The sequence below is a fragment of the Streptosporangium nanhuense genome, from assembly GCF_059358815.1.
Genome location: NZ_JCADBG010000009.1, coordinates 239,485 through 257,690, shown reverse-complemented (window position 1 = coordinate 257,690; position 18,206 = coordinate 239,485). Strand labels below are relative to the sequence as shown.

General features: G+C 72.4%; 16 protein-coding genes. 9 read left to right on the top strand and 7 right to left on the bottom strand.

Annotation, left to right across the window (positions count from 1 at the left end; all coding sequences use genetic code 11):
* The first annotated feature begins 70 nt into the window (after positions 1-70).
* Complete coding sequence (locus tag AC5L38_RS19600; RefSeq protein ID WP_495244237.1) at positions 71-943, top strand: alpha/beta fold hydrolase; 873 nt, start codon at positions 71-73, stop codon at positions 941-943.
* Positions 944-1,079: 136 nt separating this feature from the next.
* Positions 1,080-2,024 (top strand): oxygenase MpaB family protein, encoded by a 945-nt coding sequence (locus tag AC5L38_RS19595; RefSeq protein WP_495244236.1) that lies wholly within the window; start codon positions 1,080-1,082, stop codon positions 2,022-2,024.
* A 151-nt stretch (positions 2,025-2,175) separates the two neighbouring features.
* On the opposite strand, the gene AC5L38_RS19590 is transcribed toward AC5L38_RS19595, so the two are convergent.
* From AC5L38_RS19590 to AC5L38_RS19580, 3 genes are all read right to left on the bottom strand, one after another.
* Positions 2,176-3,084: a RecB family exonuclease gene (locus AC5L38_RS19590; protein ID WP_495244235.1), complete on the bottom strand. Its 909-nt coding sequence runs from the start codon at positions 3,082-3,084 to the stop codon at positions 2,176-2,178.
* Positions 3,085-3,810, bottom strand: a complete 726-nt coding sequence (locus tag AC5L38_RS19585; protein ID WP_495244234.1) for an MBL fold metallo-hydrolase — start codon at positions 3,808-3,810, stop codon at positions 3,085-3,087. It lies immediately after the preceding gene.
* Between the two features lie 122 nt (positions 3,811-3,932).
* On the bottom strand, positions 3,933-4,574 hold the full coding sequence (locus AC5L38_RS19580; protein WP_495244233.1) for a DUF6758 family protein: 642 nt from the start codon (positions 4,572-4,574) through the stop codon (positions 3,933-3,935).
* Positions 4,575-4,648: 74 nt separating this feature from the next.
* On the opposite strand from AC5L38_RS19580, the gene AC5L38_RS19575 reads away from it, so the two are divergent.
* On the top strand, positions 4,649-5,047 hold the full coding sequence (locus AC5L38_RS19575) for an NUDIX hydrolase (protein ID WP_495244232.1): 399 nt from the start codon (positions 4,649-4,651) through the stop codon (positions 5,045-5,047).
* A gap of 150 nt (positions 5,048-5,197) precedes the next feature.
* Here AC5L38_RS19575 and AC5L38_RS19570 read toward each other — a convergent pair whose 3' ends face one another.
* The gene (locus AC5L38_RS19570) at positions 5,198-8,362 is read right to left on the bottom strand and encodes a beta propeller repeat protein (protein ID WP_495244231.1); all 3,165 of its coding nucleotides are present in this window, start codon (positions 8,360-8,362) and stop codon (positions 5,198-5,200) included.
* A 1,191-nt stretch (positions 8,363-9,553) separates the two neighbouring features.
* Here AC5L38_RS19570 and AC5L38_RS19565 point away from each other — a divergent pair.
* Both AC5L38_RS19565 and AC5L38_RS19560 read left to right on the top strand, forming a co-directional pair.
* Positions 9,554-10,246, top strand: a complete 693-nt coding sequence (locus tag AC5L38_RS19565; protein WP_495244230.1) for a hypothetical protein — start codon at positions 9,554-9,556, stop codon at positions 10,244-10,246.
* A complete protein-coding gene (locus AC5L38_RS19560) occupies positions 10,246-10,812 on the top strand; it encodes a DUF6529 family protein (RefSeq protein WP_495244229.1) in 567 nt (188 codons plus the stop codon). Before AC5L38_RS19565 ends, AC5L38_RS19560 begins: the two co-directional genes overlap by 1 nt.
* Here AC5L38_RS19560 and AC5L38_RS19555 read toward each other — a convergent pair.
* Positions 10,802-11,743: an HpcH/HpaI aldolase/citrate lyase family protein gene (locus tag AC5L38_RS19555; protein ID WP_495244228.1), complete on the bottom strand. Its 942-nt coding sequence runs from the start codon at positions 11,741-11,743 to the stop codon at positions 10,802-10,804. The two genes, AC5L38_RS19560 and AC5L38_RS19555, sit on opposite strands and share 11 nt — an antisense overlap.
* A gap of 161 nt (positions 11,744-11,904) precedes the next feature.
* Here AC5L38_RS19555 and AC5L38_RS19550 point away from each other — a divergent pair, with 161 nt between their 5' ends.
* Positions 11,905-12,480 (top strand): biotin transporter BioY, encoded by a 576-nt coding sequence (locus AC5L38_RS19550; RefSeq protein ID WP_495244227.1) that lies wholly within the window; start codon positions 11,905-11,907, stop codon positions 12,478-12,480.
* Between the two features lie 60 nt (positions 12,481-12,540).
* The gene (locus tag AC5L38_RS19545; protein ID WP_495244226.1) at positions 12,541-12,903 is read left to right on the top strand and encodes a hypothetical protein; all 363 of its coding nucleotides are present in this window, start codon (positions 12,541-12,543) and stop codon (positions 12,901-12,903) included.
* A gap of 167 nt (positions 12,904-13,070) precedes the next feature.
* Here AC5L38_RS19545 and AC5L38_RS19540 read toward each other — a convergent pair whose 3' ends face one another.
* The gene (locus tag AC5L38_RS19540) at positions 13,071-14,021 is read right to left on the bottom strand and encodes an EamA family transporter (protein ID WP_495244225.1); all 951 of its coding nucleotides are present in this window, start codon (positions 14,019-14,021) and stop codon (positions 13,071-13,073) included.
* A gap of 139 nt (positions 14,022-14,160) precedes the next feature.
* On the opposite strand from AC5L38_RS19540, the gene AC5L38_RS19535 reads away from it, so the two are divergent.
* Positions 14,161-15,408: a magnesium transporter MgtE N-terminal domain-containing protein gene (locus tag AC5L38_RS19535; protein WP_495244224.1), complete on the top strand. Its 1,248-nt coding sequence runs from the start codon at positions 14,161-14,163 to the stop codon at positions 15,406-15,408.
* Positions 15,401-15,880 (top strand): DUF1003 domain-containing protein, encoded by a 480-nt coding sequence (locus AC5L38_RS19530; protein WP_495244223.1) that lies wholly within the window; start codon positions 15,401-15,403, stop codon positions 15,878-15,880. The genes AC5L38_RS19535 and AC5L38_RS19530 overlap by 8 nt, the downstream gene beginning before the upstream one ends.
* Before the next feature lie 139 nt (positions 15,881-16,019).
* On the opposite strand, the gene AC5L38_RS19525 is transcribed toward AC5L38_RS19530, so the two are convergent.
* Positions 16,020-17,939: a Xaa-Pro dipeptidyl-peptidase gene (locus tag AC5L38_RS19525; RefSeq protein WP_495244222.1), complete on the bottom strand. Its 1,920-nt coding sequence runs from the start codon at positions 17,937-17,939 to the stop codon at positions 16,020-16,022.
* Positions 17,940-18,206: the final 267 nt, after the last annotated feature.

Sequence of the window (18,206 nt, the reverse complement as noted above, 5' to 3'; positions counted from 1 at the left end):
CCCTTTTCACGCTCCCGGCCCCTCCCGGACGCACGGAGCGATGTCACCAAGAGAGGTATCGTGGGGCCACGTGAGTACGCCGCGTTTTCTGACCCTGCCTCCTGGCGTCCGCTCTCGCCAGATCGAGACGGCGGTGGGCACCTTCGCCGTACTGGAGGCCCTGCCCGTCAGCGGCATCCCCGAGCGGTGGCCCGCCCTGCTGGTTCCCGGCCTGACCGGCAGCAAGGAAGACTTCATCGCGGTCCTGCAGACGCTCGCGCAGTCGGGCCGTCAGGTCGTCGCGGTCGACATGCGCGGCCAGTTCGAGACGAGCGGCCCTGACGACAGGAGCGCCTACACCTGCGCCGCGCTCGGCAACGACGTCGACGTGCTGGCCCAGGTGATCGGCCACGGCGGCCCGATCCACCTGGTCGGCCACTCGTTCGGCGGCCTGGTCACCCGGGAGGCGGTCATCGACGGCCGCACCCGGTTCGTGTCCTACACGCTCATGAGCTCAGGGCCCGCGGCGATCGTCGGGCCCCGCGAGCGCGCGGGCCGCTTCATGATCTCGGAGTTGCCCGACGTCGGCCTGGAACACCTGTGGCACACCCGGATGGAGCCCGAGGCCCTGGCCTCGGGGGTGTCCGACGAGATCATCGCCTTCCTGCGCAAGCGGCTGTTCGCCAACTCGCCGATCGGCATGGTCACCATGACCGAGGAGGTGCTCTCCGCGCCGGACCGGTGCGACGAGCTCACCCAGGTCGAGATCGACACCCTGGTCCTGTACGGCGAGCACGACGACGGCTGGCCTCCGCACATGCAGTCGGAGATGGCCCGCCGCCTGGACGCCGACTGCGTGGTCGTCCCCGGCTCGGCCCACTCCCCGGCGGTGGAGGCCCCGGAGACCACCGCCGCGGCCCTCATCCGTTTCTGGAACGCCGCCGAGAGCCGTCTGAGGAGCTGATCGCGGGAGGGGCCCGTCGGACGTCTCCGGGGCTCCTGGCCCACCGGCCGCGCGCGGGGGTCGATGCGGGAGGGCCGGTCAGCTGGAGGACCCCCGTTGGACGGGTCCTCCGGCGCCGTGTAACCATGTGCCGACCATGGCGAGAATCGGGAACACCGGGGACATCAGGGATATTGGAGACATAGGGGACATCGTCGTCCAGCCTCCGCACACCGCGACGTGGCTGGTGCACATCGACCGCTCCATGTGGATCGGCGGGGTCGGCGGTCTCATGCTCCAGGCCCTGCACCCGCTCGCGATGCGCGGGGTCTGGCAGAACTCCGACTTCCGGCGGGATCCGTTCGGGAGGCTCCGCCGTACGGCGGACTTCGTGGGCAGGGTCACCTTCGGCAGTCCCGCCGAGGCCGACGAGATCGGCCGCCGCGTCCGGGAGATCCATCGGCGGCTGCGCTTCGACGACCCCGGCACCGGCCGGGTCCGCCGGGTGGACGACCCGGAGCTGCTGCTCTGGGTGCACTGCGCGGAGGTCTCCTCCTACCTGGCCGTGGCGCGGCGGTCGGGCCTGGGGCTCGACGACCGCCAGGCCGACCGCTACCTGGCGGAGCAGCGCCGCAGCGCCACCTACGTCGGCCTGCACGCCGAGGACGTGCCCGGCTCCCTCGCGGAGCTGGACGACTACTTCGCCTCGGTCCGCCCGCTGCTGAGGGCCACCCCCGAGGCGGTGTCCACGGTCCGCTTCCTGATGTGGCCTCGCCTGCCCGCCGGGCTGCGTGCCCTCACCCCCGGCAAACCCGCCTACTTCCCCTTCGGGGCGCTCTGCTACTACTCGCTGCCCGGCTGGGCCAGGCGGATGTACGGCGTGCTGCCCGAGGTGCCGCCGGGTGCGGTGACGGCGGGGATGAGAGCGTTCCGGCTGGTCATGGACACGCTTCCCGAACCCGTCCACGACCGGGCGTTCATGCCCGCCACCCGCGGGATGCTCGCCGCCTCGCGCGAGCGTCTCGGCGCGGCGGGCTACGACATGGCGGGAGGGCTCAGGGGGCTGACCGACCCGCGCCGCTGGCCGTCCCACCGCTCCTGACGACAGACACCGGCGGCACGCTCTCGCGAACGACCCCTGTCCCAGCGACGGCACGCTCTCGGGACGCGGCCCCGGTGACGGCGGGTGCCACACGATCGGCGGCCGGCCGGCCCGTCCGGGCCTGGCACGGGTGGCGGGCGGGTCTCGCGGCTCAGTCGGCGAGGGCGGCCCAGGGCTCGCGGTCGTCGCCGACGGCCTGGCCCTCGGGGCAGTGGCGGCGGAAGTCGCACCACGAGCACAGCGGGCCCGTACGGGGCGGGAAGACCGCGTCGATCTCCGGAGGCACCGCGGGCGGGGTGCGGTCGCCGCCGCCGCGCGCCTTGGGCGGGGCGGCCCCCTTGGGCCGGGTCGTGGCCGACCACTCCTTGTAGCGCTCGTCGGCCTCGGAGGCCTCGACGGCGATCTCCTCGGCGTGGCCCAGGTGGCGGGCCAGCGACTCGTCGGTGTGCTCCCACTCCACGATCGAGGCGGTCGGCAGGTGGTGCAGCTCGACCCGGTGGCAGGGGCGGCGCATCATCCGGGAGGAGGCGATCGCGTAGACCGCCAGCGCGAGCGAGGAGCGGGCGTCGTCGGTGCTCAGCGGGCGGCGGCCGGTCTTGTAGTCGACCACGACCAGCTCCTCGCCACGCCGGTCGAGCCGGTCCACCCGGCCGGAGAGCGCCACGACGGAGGTGCGGGTGGCGACCGTGCGCTCGACGCCGACCGGCTCGGCGGACGGGTCGAGGCTCGCCACGTATCCGGAGACCATCCGCCCTGCCCGGTCGCGCCAGGTCAGCGACTGCTCGGCGTCGCGGAACCCCTCGTTGATCCATCCCCTGGTGAGCAGGCTCTCCGCGACCTCGGGCGTGCGCCGCTCGTACGGCTCGCGCCACCAGGCGGCCAGGGCGTTGTGCACGCTGGCCCCCACGCTGTTGTGGGCCCAGGGCGGGCCCTTCTGCGGCGTGGGCCGGTCCATGTAGGTGAACCGGTAGCGGCGGGGGCAGTCGAGCCAGTTGTTCAGCCGCGACGGCGTGCAGGAGTAGAGCCGCCGCGGCATGCCCTCCAGGGGAAGTTGATCCATTTACAGCAGATCGTTCCGGGGATTCAGCCGGATTCCCGCCGCGCGGGTGCCGTCGGTCAGCGGACCCTCCTCTTCCGGCGCGTCGGCGGCGTCGCGGGTCAGCGAGCCGGAGAGCCAGGCGTCGAACTGGGGCTCCAGGTCGCCGACGGTCGTCTCCTCACCGTGCGCGGGCAGCACCCGGGTGCGGTGGGGCAGGGTGAACAGCCGCCCGCCGATGGCGGTCAGCTGGTCGGCCAGCGCGGGATACTCCCCGCCGATCTTGCCGGGACCGTCGGCCTGGAGGGTCTTGCCGGTGAAGACCGCGTCCAGGGCCTCGCAGTACAGCGAGACGCCGCCGTGGGAGATGCCCGGGGTGGACATGACCTCCAGCTGGACGCCGCCGACCTCGAACAGGCCCTCGTCCTCCATGTCGATGTCCGGCCAGGTGTCGGGCCAGGTCAGCCGCCACAGCGGCCGGTCCTTCGGGTGGAGTGCGACCACCGCCTCGTCTCTGGCCGCGACCTCGATGGCCGCGCCCACGTGGTCGGGCAGGCCGTGGGTGCAGATGATCGCCAGCACCTCCCGCTCGCCGACCTTCTCCAGGATCTTCTCCGCGTCGCGCGCGGCGTCGATGACGATGACATCCTCGTCGTCACCCAGGATCCACGTGTTGTTCTCGACCTTGTGCTCGACGCCGTCGACATCGACGACGCCCTCGGTCACCACTCGCTCGATACGCGCTGTCACGCTTCCGAACTTTACTGCCTCCCCCCGCCCCCCGGTCCGGACGGAAGGGTCAAGGCTCCGGAGAAGGAGAGGGCGGGGAGGGCGGCGACGGCCCGGGCGGGGACGCGGGCGCGCGGGCGGTGTCAGGGGGCCGGGACGTCCAGGCGCGGGCAGAACGCCCCGAAGGGCAGGTCGAGGGTCTGGTCGTGGTCGCGCAGGTCGCGCAGGGACAGCTCGGCCAGGGTGATCAGGTATCCGGCCTCGGCGGGCCACACGACCGCCCAGAGCCAGTTTCCCAGCGCCTCACCCGCGTAGACGGCCCGGTCGGGGGCCGCGGTGACGCACCACAGGGCGGCCGGATGGCCCCTGACGTCGACCTTGGCGTGCGGCGGGCCCTTGTCGAACCCGGACCCGGGATCGGCGCCCTCCAGCCCCGCGAACGCCGCGCCGAGCCCTACCCCGGGCTCCTCGGCGATGATCAGCAGGTCGGCGGGGCCGTGGGTCAGCGAGGGACCGGAGACCGCGACCACGGTGGCCCGCACGTCGCTGCGCTCGTCGCCCACCTCGCCGAACCCCGTGACCAGCCACCCCGTGGGCAGCGGCCAGGGAACCCAGGCGGGGACGCGGGAACCTCGGGTGACGGCCTCCACGGCGGCGGTGGAGGGATGTCTGGGGGGCTGGAACGGCAGGACGTCGCCGTGGGGACCGCATCTCCAGGAGCTTGACCAAGCACTCGGCGGACGAAGCGGGCCGAAACACCGTGGGCACTTAGGGGCGGCTTTCACGCCTACCCACGCTGCTTCTTCGGCGGCCCATCCGTCAAGAGGCCCGGTCGTTATCACAACGTAATATTGTTCACGTGCGCGTAAATTGTGTCGGAGCGATCATCCTCGACGGCTCGGGGCGGATGCTTCTGGTCCGCCGTGGCCGGCCGCCCGGCGAGGGACTGTGGTCCATCCCCGGGGGACGGGTCGAGCCCGGCGAGTCCGACCCCGAGGCGGTCGCCAGGGAGGTCCTCGAGGAGACCGGCCTGAAGGTCGTGCCCGGCCCCCTGGCCGGGACCGTCGACCGGCCCGGTCCCGGCGGCGCCGTCTACGAGATCCGCGACTATCTCGCCGAGGTCTCCGGCGGCACGCTCTCCGCCGGGGACGACGCCGCGGACGCTCGCTGGTTCTCCCCCGAGGAGCTTGCGCGCCTCCCCCTCACCCCCGGCCTGCTGGACGCGCTGGTCGAGTGGGCGGTCATCGCGCCGGGGTGAGCGCCGGGGTGAGCGCCATGGGATCCCGATGCCGGAATCCCCGCCGGGGGCTCCCCGGTCGTGGAACCCCCGCCGTGGAAGCCCCGCCATGGAACCCGGGCGCGCGATCCGGCCGCGGAGTCGGGTGGCGGGGCCGGGGTGCGGTCCCGGTCAGCGCGAGGAGGTGAGCGTGGAGCGCCACAGGGTGAGGTGGTCCGCGCTGTAGGTGGTGGAGCGGCCCAGGGCCACGACCTGGCCGCCGGAGACCGCCACCGCTCCGAGCCACTGCGCGCCGTCGCCGTCCAGGCTGCCCTTGCTCGGGGTGTGGCGCTGCCACTTCAGCCCGTCCTCGGAGGTCCAGGCCGCGCTGTCGCCGGCCCCCGGCGCCCCGTGCCAGCCGACGGCCACCACGCCCTCCGGCGTCGCGGCGAGATCCTGGACGGCGGACGCCCGGTCCGCGGGGAACCAGGAGAACTCCCAGCTCGCCCCGTTGTCGTCCGACACCGCGCCGAAGGCCCTCGTGCCGTCCTCGGTCCTGGCCGTGCCCGCCGCGACGACGTACCCGCCGTACAGGACCACGTGCCGCAGGCCCGCGGACGTCGCCCCCGGGGGCAGGACCGGCTTGCGCGCGGTCCAGTTGACCCCGTCGGCCGACACCCAGACCACCCCGGTCTCGCGCTCGGCCGTGCCGGTGCCGCCGACCGCCACGTATCCGGACGAGGTCGCCGAGACGTCGTGCAGCCGCACCCCCGTACCGCCCGCGGGAAGCTTGGCCGCCCTGGAGTAGCGCTTGAGGTCGGCGGAGAACCACAGGACGGGCACGGTGGCGGCGGGCCCGCGGTCCTCGCCCGCCATGACGTAGCCGGACGGCCCCGCCGCCACCGCGTGCGGGGCGAGGAAGTCATGGTCGCCCGCCGGGGCGAGGGGGCCGAGCACCGGCACCCTGCGCCAGCTCTGGCCGTCGGAGGAGGTGAGCATCAGCGGCTCGGTGGAGGAGGCGTCGGTCATCGTGCTGCCCGCGGCCAGCCAGCCCCGCCTGCCGTGCGCCACGTCGGCGAGCGCCTGCCGCCTGGGGCCGCCGAAGAGCTGCGCCGGGCCGCCGGCCTTCCAGTTCTCGCCGCTGGCGCTGCTCCAGATCCCGGCGTCGCCGGAGACGGCGCCCACCGCGACGAACCGGCCGTCCCCCGCCGCCACCCTCGCCGTCTCGCGGGCGGCTCTGGCCAGGCCCTGGATCCCTCCCAGGGACACCGGCCTCGGCTCGCCGCCCTTGGGCGCGGTGATGAGGACCACCCGGTTGTCCACGTCGGCGGCGCGCTCGTCGCCGCCGACGACGAGCGTGCCGTCGTCGGACAGCGCGAGTGCCCGCAGCGAGCCCGGTACCTCGCCCAGGTCGGTGGTCTTGCTCCAGTCGCGGCCGTCCTCACTGGTGTGGACGGTGTAGCGCTCGAAGCCCGACTCGACGACCGCGGCCACCCCCGCCGAGGAGGAGGCGAGGCGCTTGACACCCGTGCCCTCGGGCCCCAGGCCGGTGATGGCGCCGCAGGCCTTCCAGTCGGCGCCCTCGGGCGAGCAGTAGACGCGGACCTCGCCCTTGTCGCTGCGCTGCTGGGTCGGTACGAGCACGAAGCCTCCGGAGGCCACGGCCAGCGCGCCCGGCTCCGGGATGACGTCGTTGAGCGCGGCACCGGTCCGCTGCCAGCTCCTGCCCCCGTCGGCCGAGCGCAGGATGACCGAGGTGGACTGCCCCTGGGCCGGGTCGGCCAGCGCGACGACGGCGTCCCCCTTGGCGACGACCGCCTTGATGCCGCGCACCTTGTCCGGCATGCCGATCTCCCGGGTCTCCACCCGGTTCCAGGCGCGCCCGTCCGGGGAGACCCAGGCGACGGCCCCGGTGGTGCCGTCGTCCAGGACGGTCGCGCCGACCGCGACGAACCCGGAGTCGGTCCTGGCCAGATCCATGATCTTGTCCCCGCGCGCGAAGGCGCCCAGCTCGCCGGGGTCCGCGGCGGTCCAGCCGTAGCCGTCGGAGCTGGTCCACAGGCCGTGCCCGGAGCCGAGGGGGTCGTTTCCCGCGGCCAGCCAGAGGCCGTCGCCGCCCGCCACCCGGCCCACCGTGGTCGGCCCCGTCTCCTGCCCCGCCGGGCCGGTCACCTTGCCCAGCTGCCAGTTCGTGCCGCCGTCGGGAGAGACCAGGAACAGCGGCCGGGGAACCGGGCTGGTGGTGTCGCTGCCGACCGCGACCATGACGGAGCCCACCGAGGCCACCGCGTTGAGCACCTGGTTGGACCCGTTGCCGCCGACACCGGCCCGCGGCACGAAGTTGTCGTCGCCCGAGATCACCTCGTCGCCGACCAGCCGGAGACCGGTGGCGAACGGGCTGCTCACCCAGCCCCACAGGACCAGTCCGCCGCCGACCGCGACGGTGAGGACCATGACCATCAGGAACGGGATCACCAGGCCCCGGCCGCGCCTGCGCCTGGTCGGGGTGGAGCGGCGCACGGCGGAGGGCGCGGTGGCCGGGCGGTGGTGCCGCCCGCCGTTCGGCCCCCGCCTGCCTGGCGGGCCCTGCGCGACGAGCAGGTCGGGCCTGGCGGGCCTGCCGCCGGGCGGGCGTCCCACCCGGCGTACGGGCTCGAAGTCGTCCTCGACCGGCACGGAGGCCCGCTCGTGCTCGGCGGGCCACTCTTGCTCGACGGACCGCTCGTGCTCGGCGGGCCGCTCTCGCTCGGCGGGCCACTCGCGGTCGGCGGGCCACTCGCGGTCGGCGGGCCACTCGCGGTCGGCGGGCCACTCGCGGTCGGAGCCGGGCACCTGTCCGGGGCCATGACCGGCGTCCGGTCCGGACCCGGGCCCTGGCTCCGGTCCGGGCGCCGGTTCCGGCGTCGCGGCGATGCTCGGCTCGACCCTGATCCGGTCCTGGGGGGCGGGCTCCGTCCGCCCGTCCCCTCCCGGTTCGCGGGGCGGCGCCGCGGCGACCAGGAGATCGGGGCGCTCCGCCCTTCGCCTGCCCCTGCGCTCGGGCGCCGGGCCGGAGGCGACGAGGAGGTCCGGCCGGTCCACCAGGCGCGGCCGCCCTCGCTCGGGCGTGGCGTGGCGCCCCTGTCCCGCGGCTCTCTCCTCCTCGGGCGGGGGAGCCGCGGCGACGGGGTCGGCGGGAGGTCCCTGCGGGGTCGGCGGTTCCGCGGGCCGGGCCGCGGGAGGCTGGGGCGCGGGGCCGTAGGGGCGGGTGTACGGGCGGCGGCGCTCGCCTCCGAGGCCCTCGGGGCGGGCCTGGGGCGGCTCGCTGTCGTCGGGGGTGGGCGCCGCGAACGGCGGGAGCATCCACGGCGAGGCCATGGGGAGTCCTCGTGGCCCGTCGTCGGAGGGGCCCGGCGGCGAGTGCTGGATCGTCGGCGGGGACGGGTGGGACTCCTGGGACCCGCCTTCGCGCACAGCATCGTCGTCAACGCCGTCGTCGTCCGCCGGCCACTCTCGCGAGCGCGGGTCGTGAGGGCCCGAGGCCACGCTCAGCACCTCCTCGCAGGAAGCCCGTTCCAGCCCGGGGTCACCACCCCGGACCGTTCCAGTCGTCTCCGTAACAGCAGGCCGCAACCCCTACGGATGCGGCAAATCGCACGCGACCCTACTACTACCCCGTTCTCCGGAAACGATCACCTCCCACGGCCGGATACCCGGCCGCCGTCCGTACACAATCAAGAGCAACACGTCCGGGCCGCGATGACGAGACCTCTCTAGTCAGATTTATCAACTGAGCGCCGGAATTGTCAGCTTTTATCCTTTAAATTTCAAAAACACCAGCCACGGGAAGACCCCCTGAATCCCCCGTCGCGGGAACCCTGCCGCCGGCCGGCCGCACGATCACCCCGGCGGCCGTCGACTCGGGCGTGTGGCCTTCGGCTCGGACGTACGGCCTTCGGCTCGGACGTACGGCCTTCGGCTCGGACGTACGGCCTTCGGCTCGGACGTACGGCCTTCGGCTCGGACGTACGGCCTTCGGCTCGGACGTACGGCCTTCGGCTCGGACGTACGGCCTTCGGCTCGGGCGTACGGCCTTCGGCTCACGTGCGCGGCCGCCCGCCCGGGCGTGTCACCGGCCGCGCCGTCCTGGCCTGGCCCCCGTCCTGGCCCTGGTCCCGCCGCGGCCCTGGCCCTTGCCCTCGCCCTGGCCCTCGCCTCCGGGTGATCGTCCGCCTCCTTGGGCGATCTTCATGACCTCGGACGATCACTCGGCGGCAGGAGACGTTCCCCTTGACGTCACGTTCGCGTCACGCCGGTGACGCGGGACGTACCCGGCGTCGCGGGACACTCCGTCTCCGGCTGTCGGTCACGGCTTTTCCTCTGAATTCTCCATGAATGACGCCTCGCTCCGCCTAGAGTCGCGAACCACCACGGTCGGCAGCGGCCCACCTCCGGCAGGAAGCCCCAGCAAGAATCCGGGTTGGTCCGCCCGTGTGCGGATTAGTTCACAGACTCCCGGAACGACGGCATGTACACCTGACTTACAACCCACCACCCCAGGGAGCAGATATGACACGGCTGGGGCCCGTATACACACTGGCGGCGGGAGCGGTGATGGCCGTCGCCCTCGGTGTGGCCAGCGCCACCACCTCACCCGCCACACAGACCGTCAACGCGCAGGACGACGCACCCGCCCCGGTGGCCCAGGCCACCACGGAGGCGACGCCGGAACCGATCGCCACCCCGGAGGCGACCCCGGAGCCGGAGGCCGTCAAGACGGCCAAGCCCACCCCCGTCAAGGCCGACTACGCGGGACGCGTCACCGGCAACGGCGGGCTGATCGCCATCTCCATCAGGAACGGCAAGGCGGTCGGCTACTTCTGCGACGGCAAGATCGAGGCCTGGATGAAGGGCAAGGCCGCAGACGGCAAGGTCACCTTGTCCGGGCGCCACGGCGCCTCGCTCACCGCCCAGCTCGCCGGCGGCAGGGCCGCGGGGAGCCTCGGCTTCGACGGCGGGAAGTGGAGCTTCAAGGCTCCGACCGTCAAGAAGCCCTCCGGCCTCTACCGGGCGACCGCGCTCGTGCGCGGCGCGAACGTCCGCGCCGGATGGATCTACCTCGACGACGGCACCAGGGTCGGCCTGACCCTCGTGGGCGACAAGGTCGCCGAGGTGCCGATCCCCGAGCCGGGAGAGAACGCCGTCGTGAACGGCGTGGAAGTCGATCCGCAGGACGTCGACGAGTTCATCGAGGGGTTCTGATGAGTGACACGCAGATCACACCGGCCCAGCACCGGCAGCCGAACAACCTCGCGCCGCTCCTCGTCCCGCTCGTCGTCGGCGGGCTGGTCGCGGTCGGGCTGGGCGTCTACGGGCGGGTCCACGCGCCCACCGGGTACGCGATCGGCCTGGCCGGGTTCTCCGGGGCGCTGGCCATGAAGGCCTGGCTCACCACCGGCGCGTTCCTGCTGGCACTGGTCCAGCTCTTCTCGGCCCTGGTCATGTGGGGCCGGATCAAGCTGGACGTGCCGTGGATCGGGACCCTGCACCGCTGGTCGGGGCGGGTGGCGTTCATCCTGACGATCCCGGTGGCGCTCCACTGCCTGTACGCGCTCGGCACCCAGTTCGACGTGCCGCGCGTGATGATCCACTCGCTGCTCGGCTGCTTCTTCTACGGTGTCTTCACCGCGAAGATGCTGTCGCTGCCCAAGCGGGGCCTGCCCGGCTGGACCCTCCCGGTCCTCGGCGGGCTGACCTTCGTCGCCCTGACCGGCCTCTGGCTGACCTCGTCGTTCTGGTTCTTCACCACCATCGGGATCAAGCTGTAGGCGGGGTGAAGGCCGTGGCGCGCCGCAGTCCGGCGGCCCGGCCCTTCGCCGCGACCACCAGCGCCATCTTCCTGGACGCCTCGTCGATCATCTCGTCGCCGAGCATGACCGCGCCGCGCCGCTCGACCGTCGTGTAGTACTCGTACGCGTCGAGGATCAGCTCGGCGTGGTCATAGTCCTCCTGCGACGGCGAGAACACCTCGTTCGCGACCTCGATCTGGGAGGGGTGCAGCACCCACTTCCCGTCGAACCCGAGCGCCGCGGCCCGCCCCGCCACGCGGCGGAAGCCGTCGAGGTCCTTGATCGCGAGGTACGGGCCGTCGACGGCCTGCAGGTCGTGTGTCCTGGCGGCCATCAGGATCCGCATCAGGATGTAGTGGTAGGCGTCGCCCTCGGTGTAGCCGGGCGGCTGCTCCCCGACCACCAGGGTCCGCATGTTGATCGAGGCCATGAAGTCGGCCGGGCCGAACACGAGCGTCTCCAGGCGCGGGGACGCGCCGCCGATGGCGTCCACGTTGACCAGGCCCCTGGCGTTCTCGATCTGGGCCTCGATGCCGATCCGGCCGACCGGGAGGCCGTTCGCCCTCTCGATCTGGGTGAGCAGCGTGTCGAGCCACATCACCTGGGCCGCGTCCTCCACCTTGGGCAGCATGAGGCAGTCGACGAACTCCCCCGCGCCCTCCACGACCTCGATGACGTCCCGGTAGGTCCACTGGGTGCCGAGGTCGTTGACCCGGACGACCCTGGTCCTGCCCGACCAGTCGCCCTCGCGCAGGGCGGCCACGATGTTCTTGCGCGCGCCCTCCTTGGCGAGCGGCGCGACGGAATCCTCCAGGTCGAGGAAGACCTCGTCCGCGGGGAGCCCCTGTGCCTTCTCCAGGAATCTGGGGTTGCTGCCGGGCACCGCGAGACACGATCGTCGGGAACGCATGGGGACACGCTAACGCCCGCCGGGGGACGGGTGACAGGCCGGACGGACGTTATGGCGTCCGCACAAAGACCCCACCTTGTTCTTGGCGGTGATCTCGTAGGACCCTTACCGGAGATGTCAGAAGAATGGGTATCAATAATCTGCCAAAGGAGACACCCATCATGGCAAACGCTTCTTCGGTGGTCAGGCCCGCCGTACTGTCGGACCTCATCCCGGCCTCCCGCGTCCGCGACGTCGCGCTCGTGGTCGGCGGCGCCGCCCTCACGGGCCTGGCGGCGCAGCTCAGCTTCCCGCTGCCCGGCTCGCCGGTGCCGGTCAGCGGCCAGACCTTCGCGGTCGTGCTGGTCGGCGCCGCCCTCGGCATGAACCGCGCGGTGCTGAGCATGGCGCTCTACATGCTGGCCGGCGTCGCGGGCGTGCCGTGGTTCGCCGACGGCGCCTCCGGCTTCGGCGGGGCGTCCTTCGGGTACGTCATCGGCTTCATCGCCGCGGCGGCCGTCGTCGGCAAGCTCGCCGAGCGCGGCGGTGACCGCACCGTCCCGCGCACGATCGGCACGATGGTCCTCGGCAACCTGGTGATCTACTCCTTCGGCCTGCCGGTCCTCATCGCCGTCGCCCAGGTGGACCTCGCCACCGGCCTGGCGCTGGGCGTGGTGCCGTTCCTGCTGGGTGACGCCCTCAAGATCGTCATCGCGGCCGGGCTGCTCCCCGCGGCCTGGAAGATCTCGCGACGCTGACGCGGCGGCGTGTACGGCCTGTACCACCATTCGTGGAGGCACAGGCCGTACATTCGTCTCATGGGCGTGATCGAGGAGGGCGCGAAGAAGTCGAGCGTCCTGTGGCTGTCGCTGGACCGGCCCCGGCTGGCCTGGCACACCTGGCACGACGGCGCGATCTACCTGGTCACCGGCGGGGGCGAGCAGCCGCTGCCGGGGCTGGCCGAGGCGGGGGAGGTACGGGTGACGCTGCGCAGCAAGGACAACGGCGGGCGCCTGGTGGCCTTCGAGGCCTCCGTGGAGGTGGTCGACCAGGCGAGGGCCCCCGACGCGGTGGCCGCGCTCGCCAAGGAGCGGCTCAACGCTCCCGACGGCACGAGGCTCCTGGAACGCTGGGCGGCGGCTTCCAAGGTGATACGGCTCGTCCCACGCGAGCCCGCCTGACCGCGGCACCGCCTGACCATGAACCCGCCTGCCCGCGGGCCGCCCGGCGCGGCCCCACCGGCCGCCGGGACCGTCCCGCGGCGCCCACCCGGCCCACCCCGGCTCGGCCCGGCTCGGCTCGGCCCGGCTCGGCGCAGTTAACCCGGCCTGGCCCGGTCCGGCCTGGTTCAGCCCACGGGGGCCGGTTCCCCGGTCTCGCGCGCGGGTGCGGGCGCGGGCAGCGCGGCCGTGGCCCGCTGGGCCAGGTAGGCGCCGGCCAGGACGATCGCGCCGCCCGCGATCTGGAAGGGCCCGAGTGCCTCGCCCAGCAGGATCCAGGCGACCACCGCCCCGGCGATGACCTCCAGCGAGGCGACCGTGGCGCCGATGGCGGCCGACAGGCGGCGGATCGCGAGGACGCCGAGGATGTAGGCGGCGGCCGTGGCGACCACGATCAGCCAGACCAGCGCCCCGACGACCGGCAACGTGAGGCCGCCCCCGGGGGTGGCCGTACCGCTGATCGCCCCCCAGGGGATGTTCCACGGCCGGGAGATCGGCAGGAGCGCCACGGCGGCGCCGAGCAGGCCCCAGGCGATCAGGCCGAGCGGGTCGATGTCGTCGCCGAAGCTGTCACTGAGCAGGAAGTACCCGGCGCAGCCCGTCATGGCGGCGAAGGCGAGCAACAGGCCCAGCGGGTCGAGGGCGAGCCCCGACCAGACCTCCACCACGATGCCGAGCCCGATCACGGCGACGACGGCACCGGTGAAGGCCGCCCGGGGCAGCCGTACCCGCCGGACGAACCGCACCCAGAGCACCACCAGCACCGGCGAGGTGTACTCGATCAGCAGGGTGACGCCGACCGGCAGCCGGGTGATCGCCGCGAAGAACAGCGCCTGCACACCGGCGACCGCGATCATCGCGTACGCCAGCAGGAACGGCAGCCGCGAGCGGGGGATGCGCAGGGCCGAGGGCCGGGCGACCGCGAGGATGCCGACGAGCAGCAGCCCGGCGCCCGCCATGCGGATCCAGACCGCCTCCAGCGGGGCCAGCCCCGCCGCGCCCAGGTATTTGGCCATGGGCCCCGAGAAGGCGAAGCACAGGGACGACGCGAGCGCGATCAGCAGTCCTGCACGTCTCATGACCCACCGTTTCCGTAATTACCGTTAAGCACGTTTGATGCTGGCATGTCGGGAGATCGGACAGCAACCCGGTTCCGGATTGTGAGCCGGGGAGCGTGGCAGCGGCCGGTCGGCCCGAGATGCGGCCTACGCTTCAGATGTGAGGATCTTCATCGCGCGTCTCGCCGGAACCCCGGTCTTCGACCCCGCCGGGGACCAGATCGGCCGGGTCCGCGACGTGGTGGTGGCCATCGCCGGCAGCGCGCTGCCGCACGTGCACGGGCTGGTCGTCGAGGTGCAGCCCCGGCGCAGGGTCTTCCTGCCGATCACCCGGGTACGGTCCGTCAAGGCCGGTGCCGTCGTCTTCAGCGGCCAGCTCAACATGCGCAGGTTCGAGCAGCGGGCGACCGAGACCCTGGCCATCACCGAGCTGCTCGACCTCCGCGTGGAGGTCGACGGCGAGCGGATGACGGTCCTGGACCTGGCCATGGAGGAGACGAGGCGCTCCGAGTGGCTGATCACCAGGGTCGCGGTGGTCGGCAGTCCCCCCGGCATGGGGCTGCGCAGGCGCGGCGCGACCAAGATCGTCGACTGGGACGAGGTCCGCGGCTTCGGCGCCGTCCAGAAGGACCAGGGCGCGGCCAACCTGCTGGTCGCCTTCGAGTCGATGCGCGCCGCCGACCTGGCCGGGGCCCTGCACGAGCTGCCCGACAAGCGGCGGGTCGAGGTGGCGGCGGCCCTCGACGACGTACGGCTCGCGGACGTGCTGGAGGAGCTTCCCGAACGGGACCAGATCGGCATCCTGAGCAGGCTCGCCCCCGAGCGGGCCGCGGACGTGCTGGAGGAGATGAACCCCGACGACGCGGCCGACCTGCTCCAGGACCTTCCCGCCGAGCAGGCCGAGGCGCTGATGGCGCTGATGGAGCCCGAGGAGGCCGCGCCGGTCAGGCGGCTGCTGATCTACCCGGAGAACACCGCGGGCGGGATGATGACGAGCGAGCCGGTGGTCCTGCCCCCGAACGCGACGGTCGCCGAGGCGCTGGCCAGCATCCGCCAGCGCGACCTCACCCCGGCGGTGGCCGCGCAGGTCTACGTGGCCCGGCCGCCCGTCGAGACGCCCACCGGCCGCTTCCTCGGCCTGGCCCACTTCCAGCGGCTGCTGCGCGAGCCGCCCTCGACCCTGCTCGGCGGCATCCTGGACACCTCCCTGGACCCGATCAGACCGGGGTTCAGCCTGAACCAGGTGACCTCCTACCTGGCCAACTACAACCTCGTCGCGGCTCCCGTGGTGAACGAGGCGGGCCGGCTGGTCGGCGCCGTCACCGTGGACGACGTGCTCGACCACCTGCTGCCGGACGACTGGCGCGAGCGCGACGACCACCGTCCCAGAGAGGGCGAGAATGCCTGACCGTCTCGACCAGCCCAGGCAGCCCGGCCCGCGGTTGCGCCCCCACTACGACCCGGAGGCGTTCGGACGGCTGTCGGAGCGGATCGCCCGCTTCCTCGGCACCGCCAGGTTCCTGGTCTACATGACGGGTTTCGTCGCCGTCTGGGTCCTGTGGAACGTCCTCGCCCCCCAGTCCCTGAAGTTCGACCCCTACCCGTTCATCTTCCTGACGCTGATCCTGTCGCTCCAGGCCTCGTACGCGGCGCCGCTGATCCTGCTCGCCCAGAACCGGCAGGACGACCGCGACCGGGTCCAGAACGAGCACGACCGCCGGGCCGCGGAGCGGAACCAGGCCGACCTGGACTACCTCACCCGGGAGATCGCCGCCCTGCGGATGGCGCTCGGCGAGGTGGCGACCCGCGACTACATCCGCTCGGAGCTGCAACGCCTGCAGGAGGACCTCCAGGAGCCCCAGGAGTCCACGGAGGTGTGAGCCGGGTGTCCCAAGCCTCCCTGTTTCGTGCCCGGCGGACACACGGGCTGAGCACGCCGTGACGCGGAACGGGGTGTGAGCCGGGCGTCCGCCCCGCTCACACCCCGCGGACCCCATGGGGGTCAGAGGTTTTCCCGGATCAGAAGAACGTGTTCTCCGGCTCCGGCAGGTCCAGCTGCTGCGGGCCCCTCCACCTGGTCGTGTCCTTCGGCACGTCGTCGCTCCGCAGGGTGCTGAGCGCCAGCGGGAGGAGCACCTTGCTCCCGGCCAGGTCGACGGTGACGTTCGCGCCGGTGGCCGTCTCGTCGCTGTAGGTCGAGTCGGTCCCCGCGATCACGAGGGCCAGCCTGTGTCCCTTCTTGAAGACGTAGTCCTGCGGCAGCGTCTCCCAGCTGACCCTGCCGTAGGTGCCCGCGGGCAGCGGCGAGGACGTCCTGAGCGAGTCGCGGTTCTGCACGTCGATCCAGCCCCGGGCGACGATCTCCAGCGGGCGGGTGGCCCGGTTGGTGACGACCTGCCGGTAGCAGGCGTCGTCGGAGGCCGTGCTCTCGCCGTGGCAGCTCTCCTCGGTGACCGTGGTGATGCCCTGGCCGCGCCGCCAGTCGATCCGGGTGTCCTCGCCGAAGTCGACGAGGAGCGCGGTCAGGTTCGAGGTGGGCTTGTCGAGCGCGACGCGCAGGTCCACCACGGGCGTGCCGGACAGGCGCAGGTCCAGCGGCAGCTCGCCGGTGGTGAACGCCACCCTCCCCGGCTTGGCCGTGCCGACGTCGGCCACCATCGCCTCCTCCGACTGGCGGATGTCGGTGAACGTGGCGGTCTGTCCCCTCCTCGCCGGTACGAGGCCGAACGAGCCGTCGGCCGCGGGACGGAAGGGCACCTTCAGGGCGAGCGGGGCGGGCCAGTCGTACTGGGTGGTCCAGCGGTCGAGGCTGCTCTGCACGTCCGCGCGGGGCTCGTACATGATGCCGTTCCGCACGCCGAGCAGCCAGTGGTCGAACCAGCGGTGCAGCGTGTCGACCCAGAGGTCGCGGCGCCCCTCGAAGTCGAAGGGGTCCACGTGCTGGTACTGCCCGACCCAGATCTTGCGGGGCACGTTCCGGTCGGCCAGGGCCTTCCACCACTTGGAGAAGTTGTCGGGCATGACGTTGAGGTCGTTGACCGTGTGCACGGCGAAGACGCTGGCGCGCACCTTGGAGACGTCGGCCAGCGAGCCCGCGATGTAGTCGCGCTCGGCCCAGAAGTCGTTGTAGTTACCGGTGTCGTCGCCGTCCTGGGCGTCCAGGCGCGCCCACGTGGCCGCGCACTTGGCCGTGGGGTCGCTGTCGACGTAGTTGCCCAGCCACGACATGTAGTCGTAGTTGTAGATCACCCCGTTGGAGCGCTGGTACTTGTACCAGGAGCTGATCGCCGAGATGGGGACGATCGTCTCCAGCCCCCGCACCCCGGTCGCCGCCACGGCGTTGGCCAGCGTGCCGTCGTACGACTTGCCGATCATCGCGGACTTGCCGGTGGTCCAGTCCGCGACCGCGGGCGTGCCGTCGGGGCGGTAGGCGGTGGCGCGGCCGTTCAGCCAGTCGATGACGGCCTTGCCGCCCAGCACGTCGGCCCGCCCGCCGACGTCGGGGCAGCCGTCGGACCTGGTGGTCCCGATCATGTCGACGTTGAGGACGGCGTAGCCGCGCGGCACGAAGTAGTTGTCGTAGTACAGCGGGAACTTCGTGACGTTCCCGGCCGCGTCGTAGACCTTCCGCTCGGCCTCGTTCCCCCTACCGGAGTTGTCGTAGTACGGGCTCTCGTCGATGATCACCGGCACCTTGAGCCCGGGGCCGGACTCCTTCGGCCTGATGATGTCCACACGGACCCGGTCCAGCTTCCCGTCGGAGTCGCTGTCGATGCTCGACTCGACGTAGACGTGCTCACGGACGGCGTCGGCGTACGAGAAGACCGGCTGGGTCCGTCCCCGCTCGACGGTGAGAGAGGGTTGGGCGGCCGCGTGGGCCGGGGTGACACCCGCCGCGACCACGATGAGGGCGGTGAGGGCTGCTCGTAACTTCGGCATCGAGCCTCCGCATTAGTCGTGAATATCCGCAATCTCAATGAGTGTCCGTATATCCGGCAAGATCCTTTATGCGTTCGACATCACTCTGGCGCTGGCATGTGACATGGCGCCCGACAGTCTTGTCCGAAGAAGGGGTCAGAACGGCCGGAGCATGTCACGGCATGTCACGGCGTATCGCGACAAAGAGAGCAGGGGCGCGTTCGACGACCGACAGGCGGAGCCCTCAGGACGCCCGGAAGAGCCGTGAAGAGCCCGGGACGGGCCCTA

Bases quoted from the DNA above. Each gene is read 5' to 3' on its own strand.
- AC5L38_RS19595 (WP_495244236.1), top strand. From the start codon at position 1,080: ATGGCGAGAATCGGGAACACCGGGGACATCAGGGATATTGGAGACATA.
- AC5L38_RS19590 (WP_495244235.1), bottom strand. From the start codon at position 3,084: ATGGATCAACTTCCCCTGGAGGGCATGCCGCGGCGGCTCTACTCCTGC.
- AC5L38_RS19570 (WP_495244231.1), bottom strand. From the start codon at position 8,362: ATGGCCTCGCCGTGGATGCTCCCGCCGTTCGCGGCGCCCACCCCCGAC.
- AC5L38_RS19565 (WP_495244230.1), top strand. From the start codon at position 9,554: ATGACACGGCTGGGGCCCGTATACACACTGGCGGCGGGAGCGGTGATG.
- AC5L38_RS19560 (WP_495244229.1), top strand. From the start codon at position 10,246: ATGAGTGACACGCAGATCACACCGGCCCAGCACCGGCAGCCGAACAAC.
- AC5L38_RS19555 (WP_495244228.1), bottom strand. From the start codon at position 11,743: ATGCGTTCCCGACGATCGTGTCTCGCGGTGCCCGGCAGCAACCCCAGA.
- AC5L38_RS19550 (WP_495244227.1), top strand. From the start codon at position 11,905: ATGGCAAACGCTTCTTCGGTGGTCAGGCCCGCCGTACTGTCGGACCTC.
- AC5L38_RS19545 (WP_495244226.1), top strand. From the start codon at position 12,541: ATGGGCGTGATCGAGGAGGGCGCGAAGAAGTCGAGCGTCCTGTGGCTG.
- AC5L38_RS19540 (WP_495244225.1), bottom strand. From the start codon at position 14,021: ATGAGACGTGCAGGACTGCTGATCGCGCTCGCGTCGTCCCTGTGCTTC.
- AC5L38_RS19530 (WP_495244223.1), top strand. From the start codon at position 15,401: ATGCCTGACCGTCTCGACCAGCCCAGGCAGCCCGGCCCGCGGTTGCGC.
- AC5L38_RS19525 (WP_495244222.1), bottom strand. From the start codon at position 17,939: ATGCCGAAGTTACGAGCAGCCCTCACCGCCCTCATCGTGGTCGCGGCG.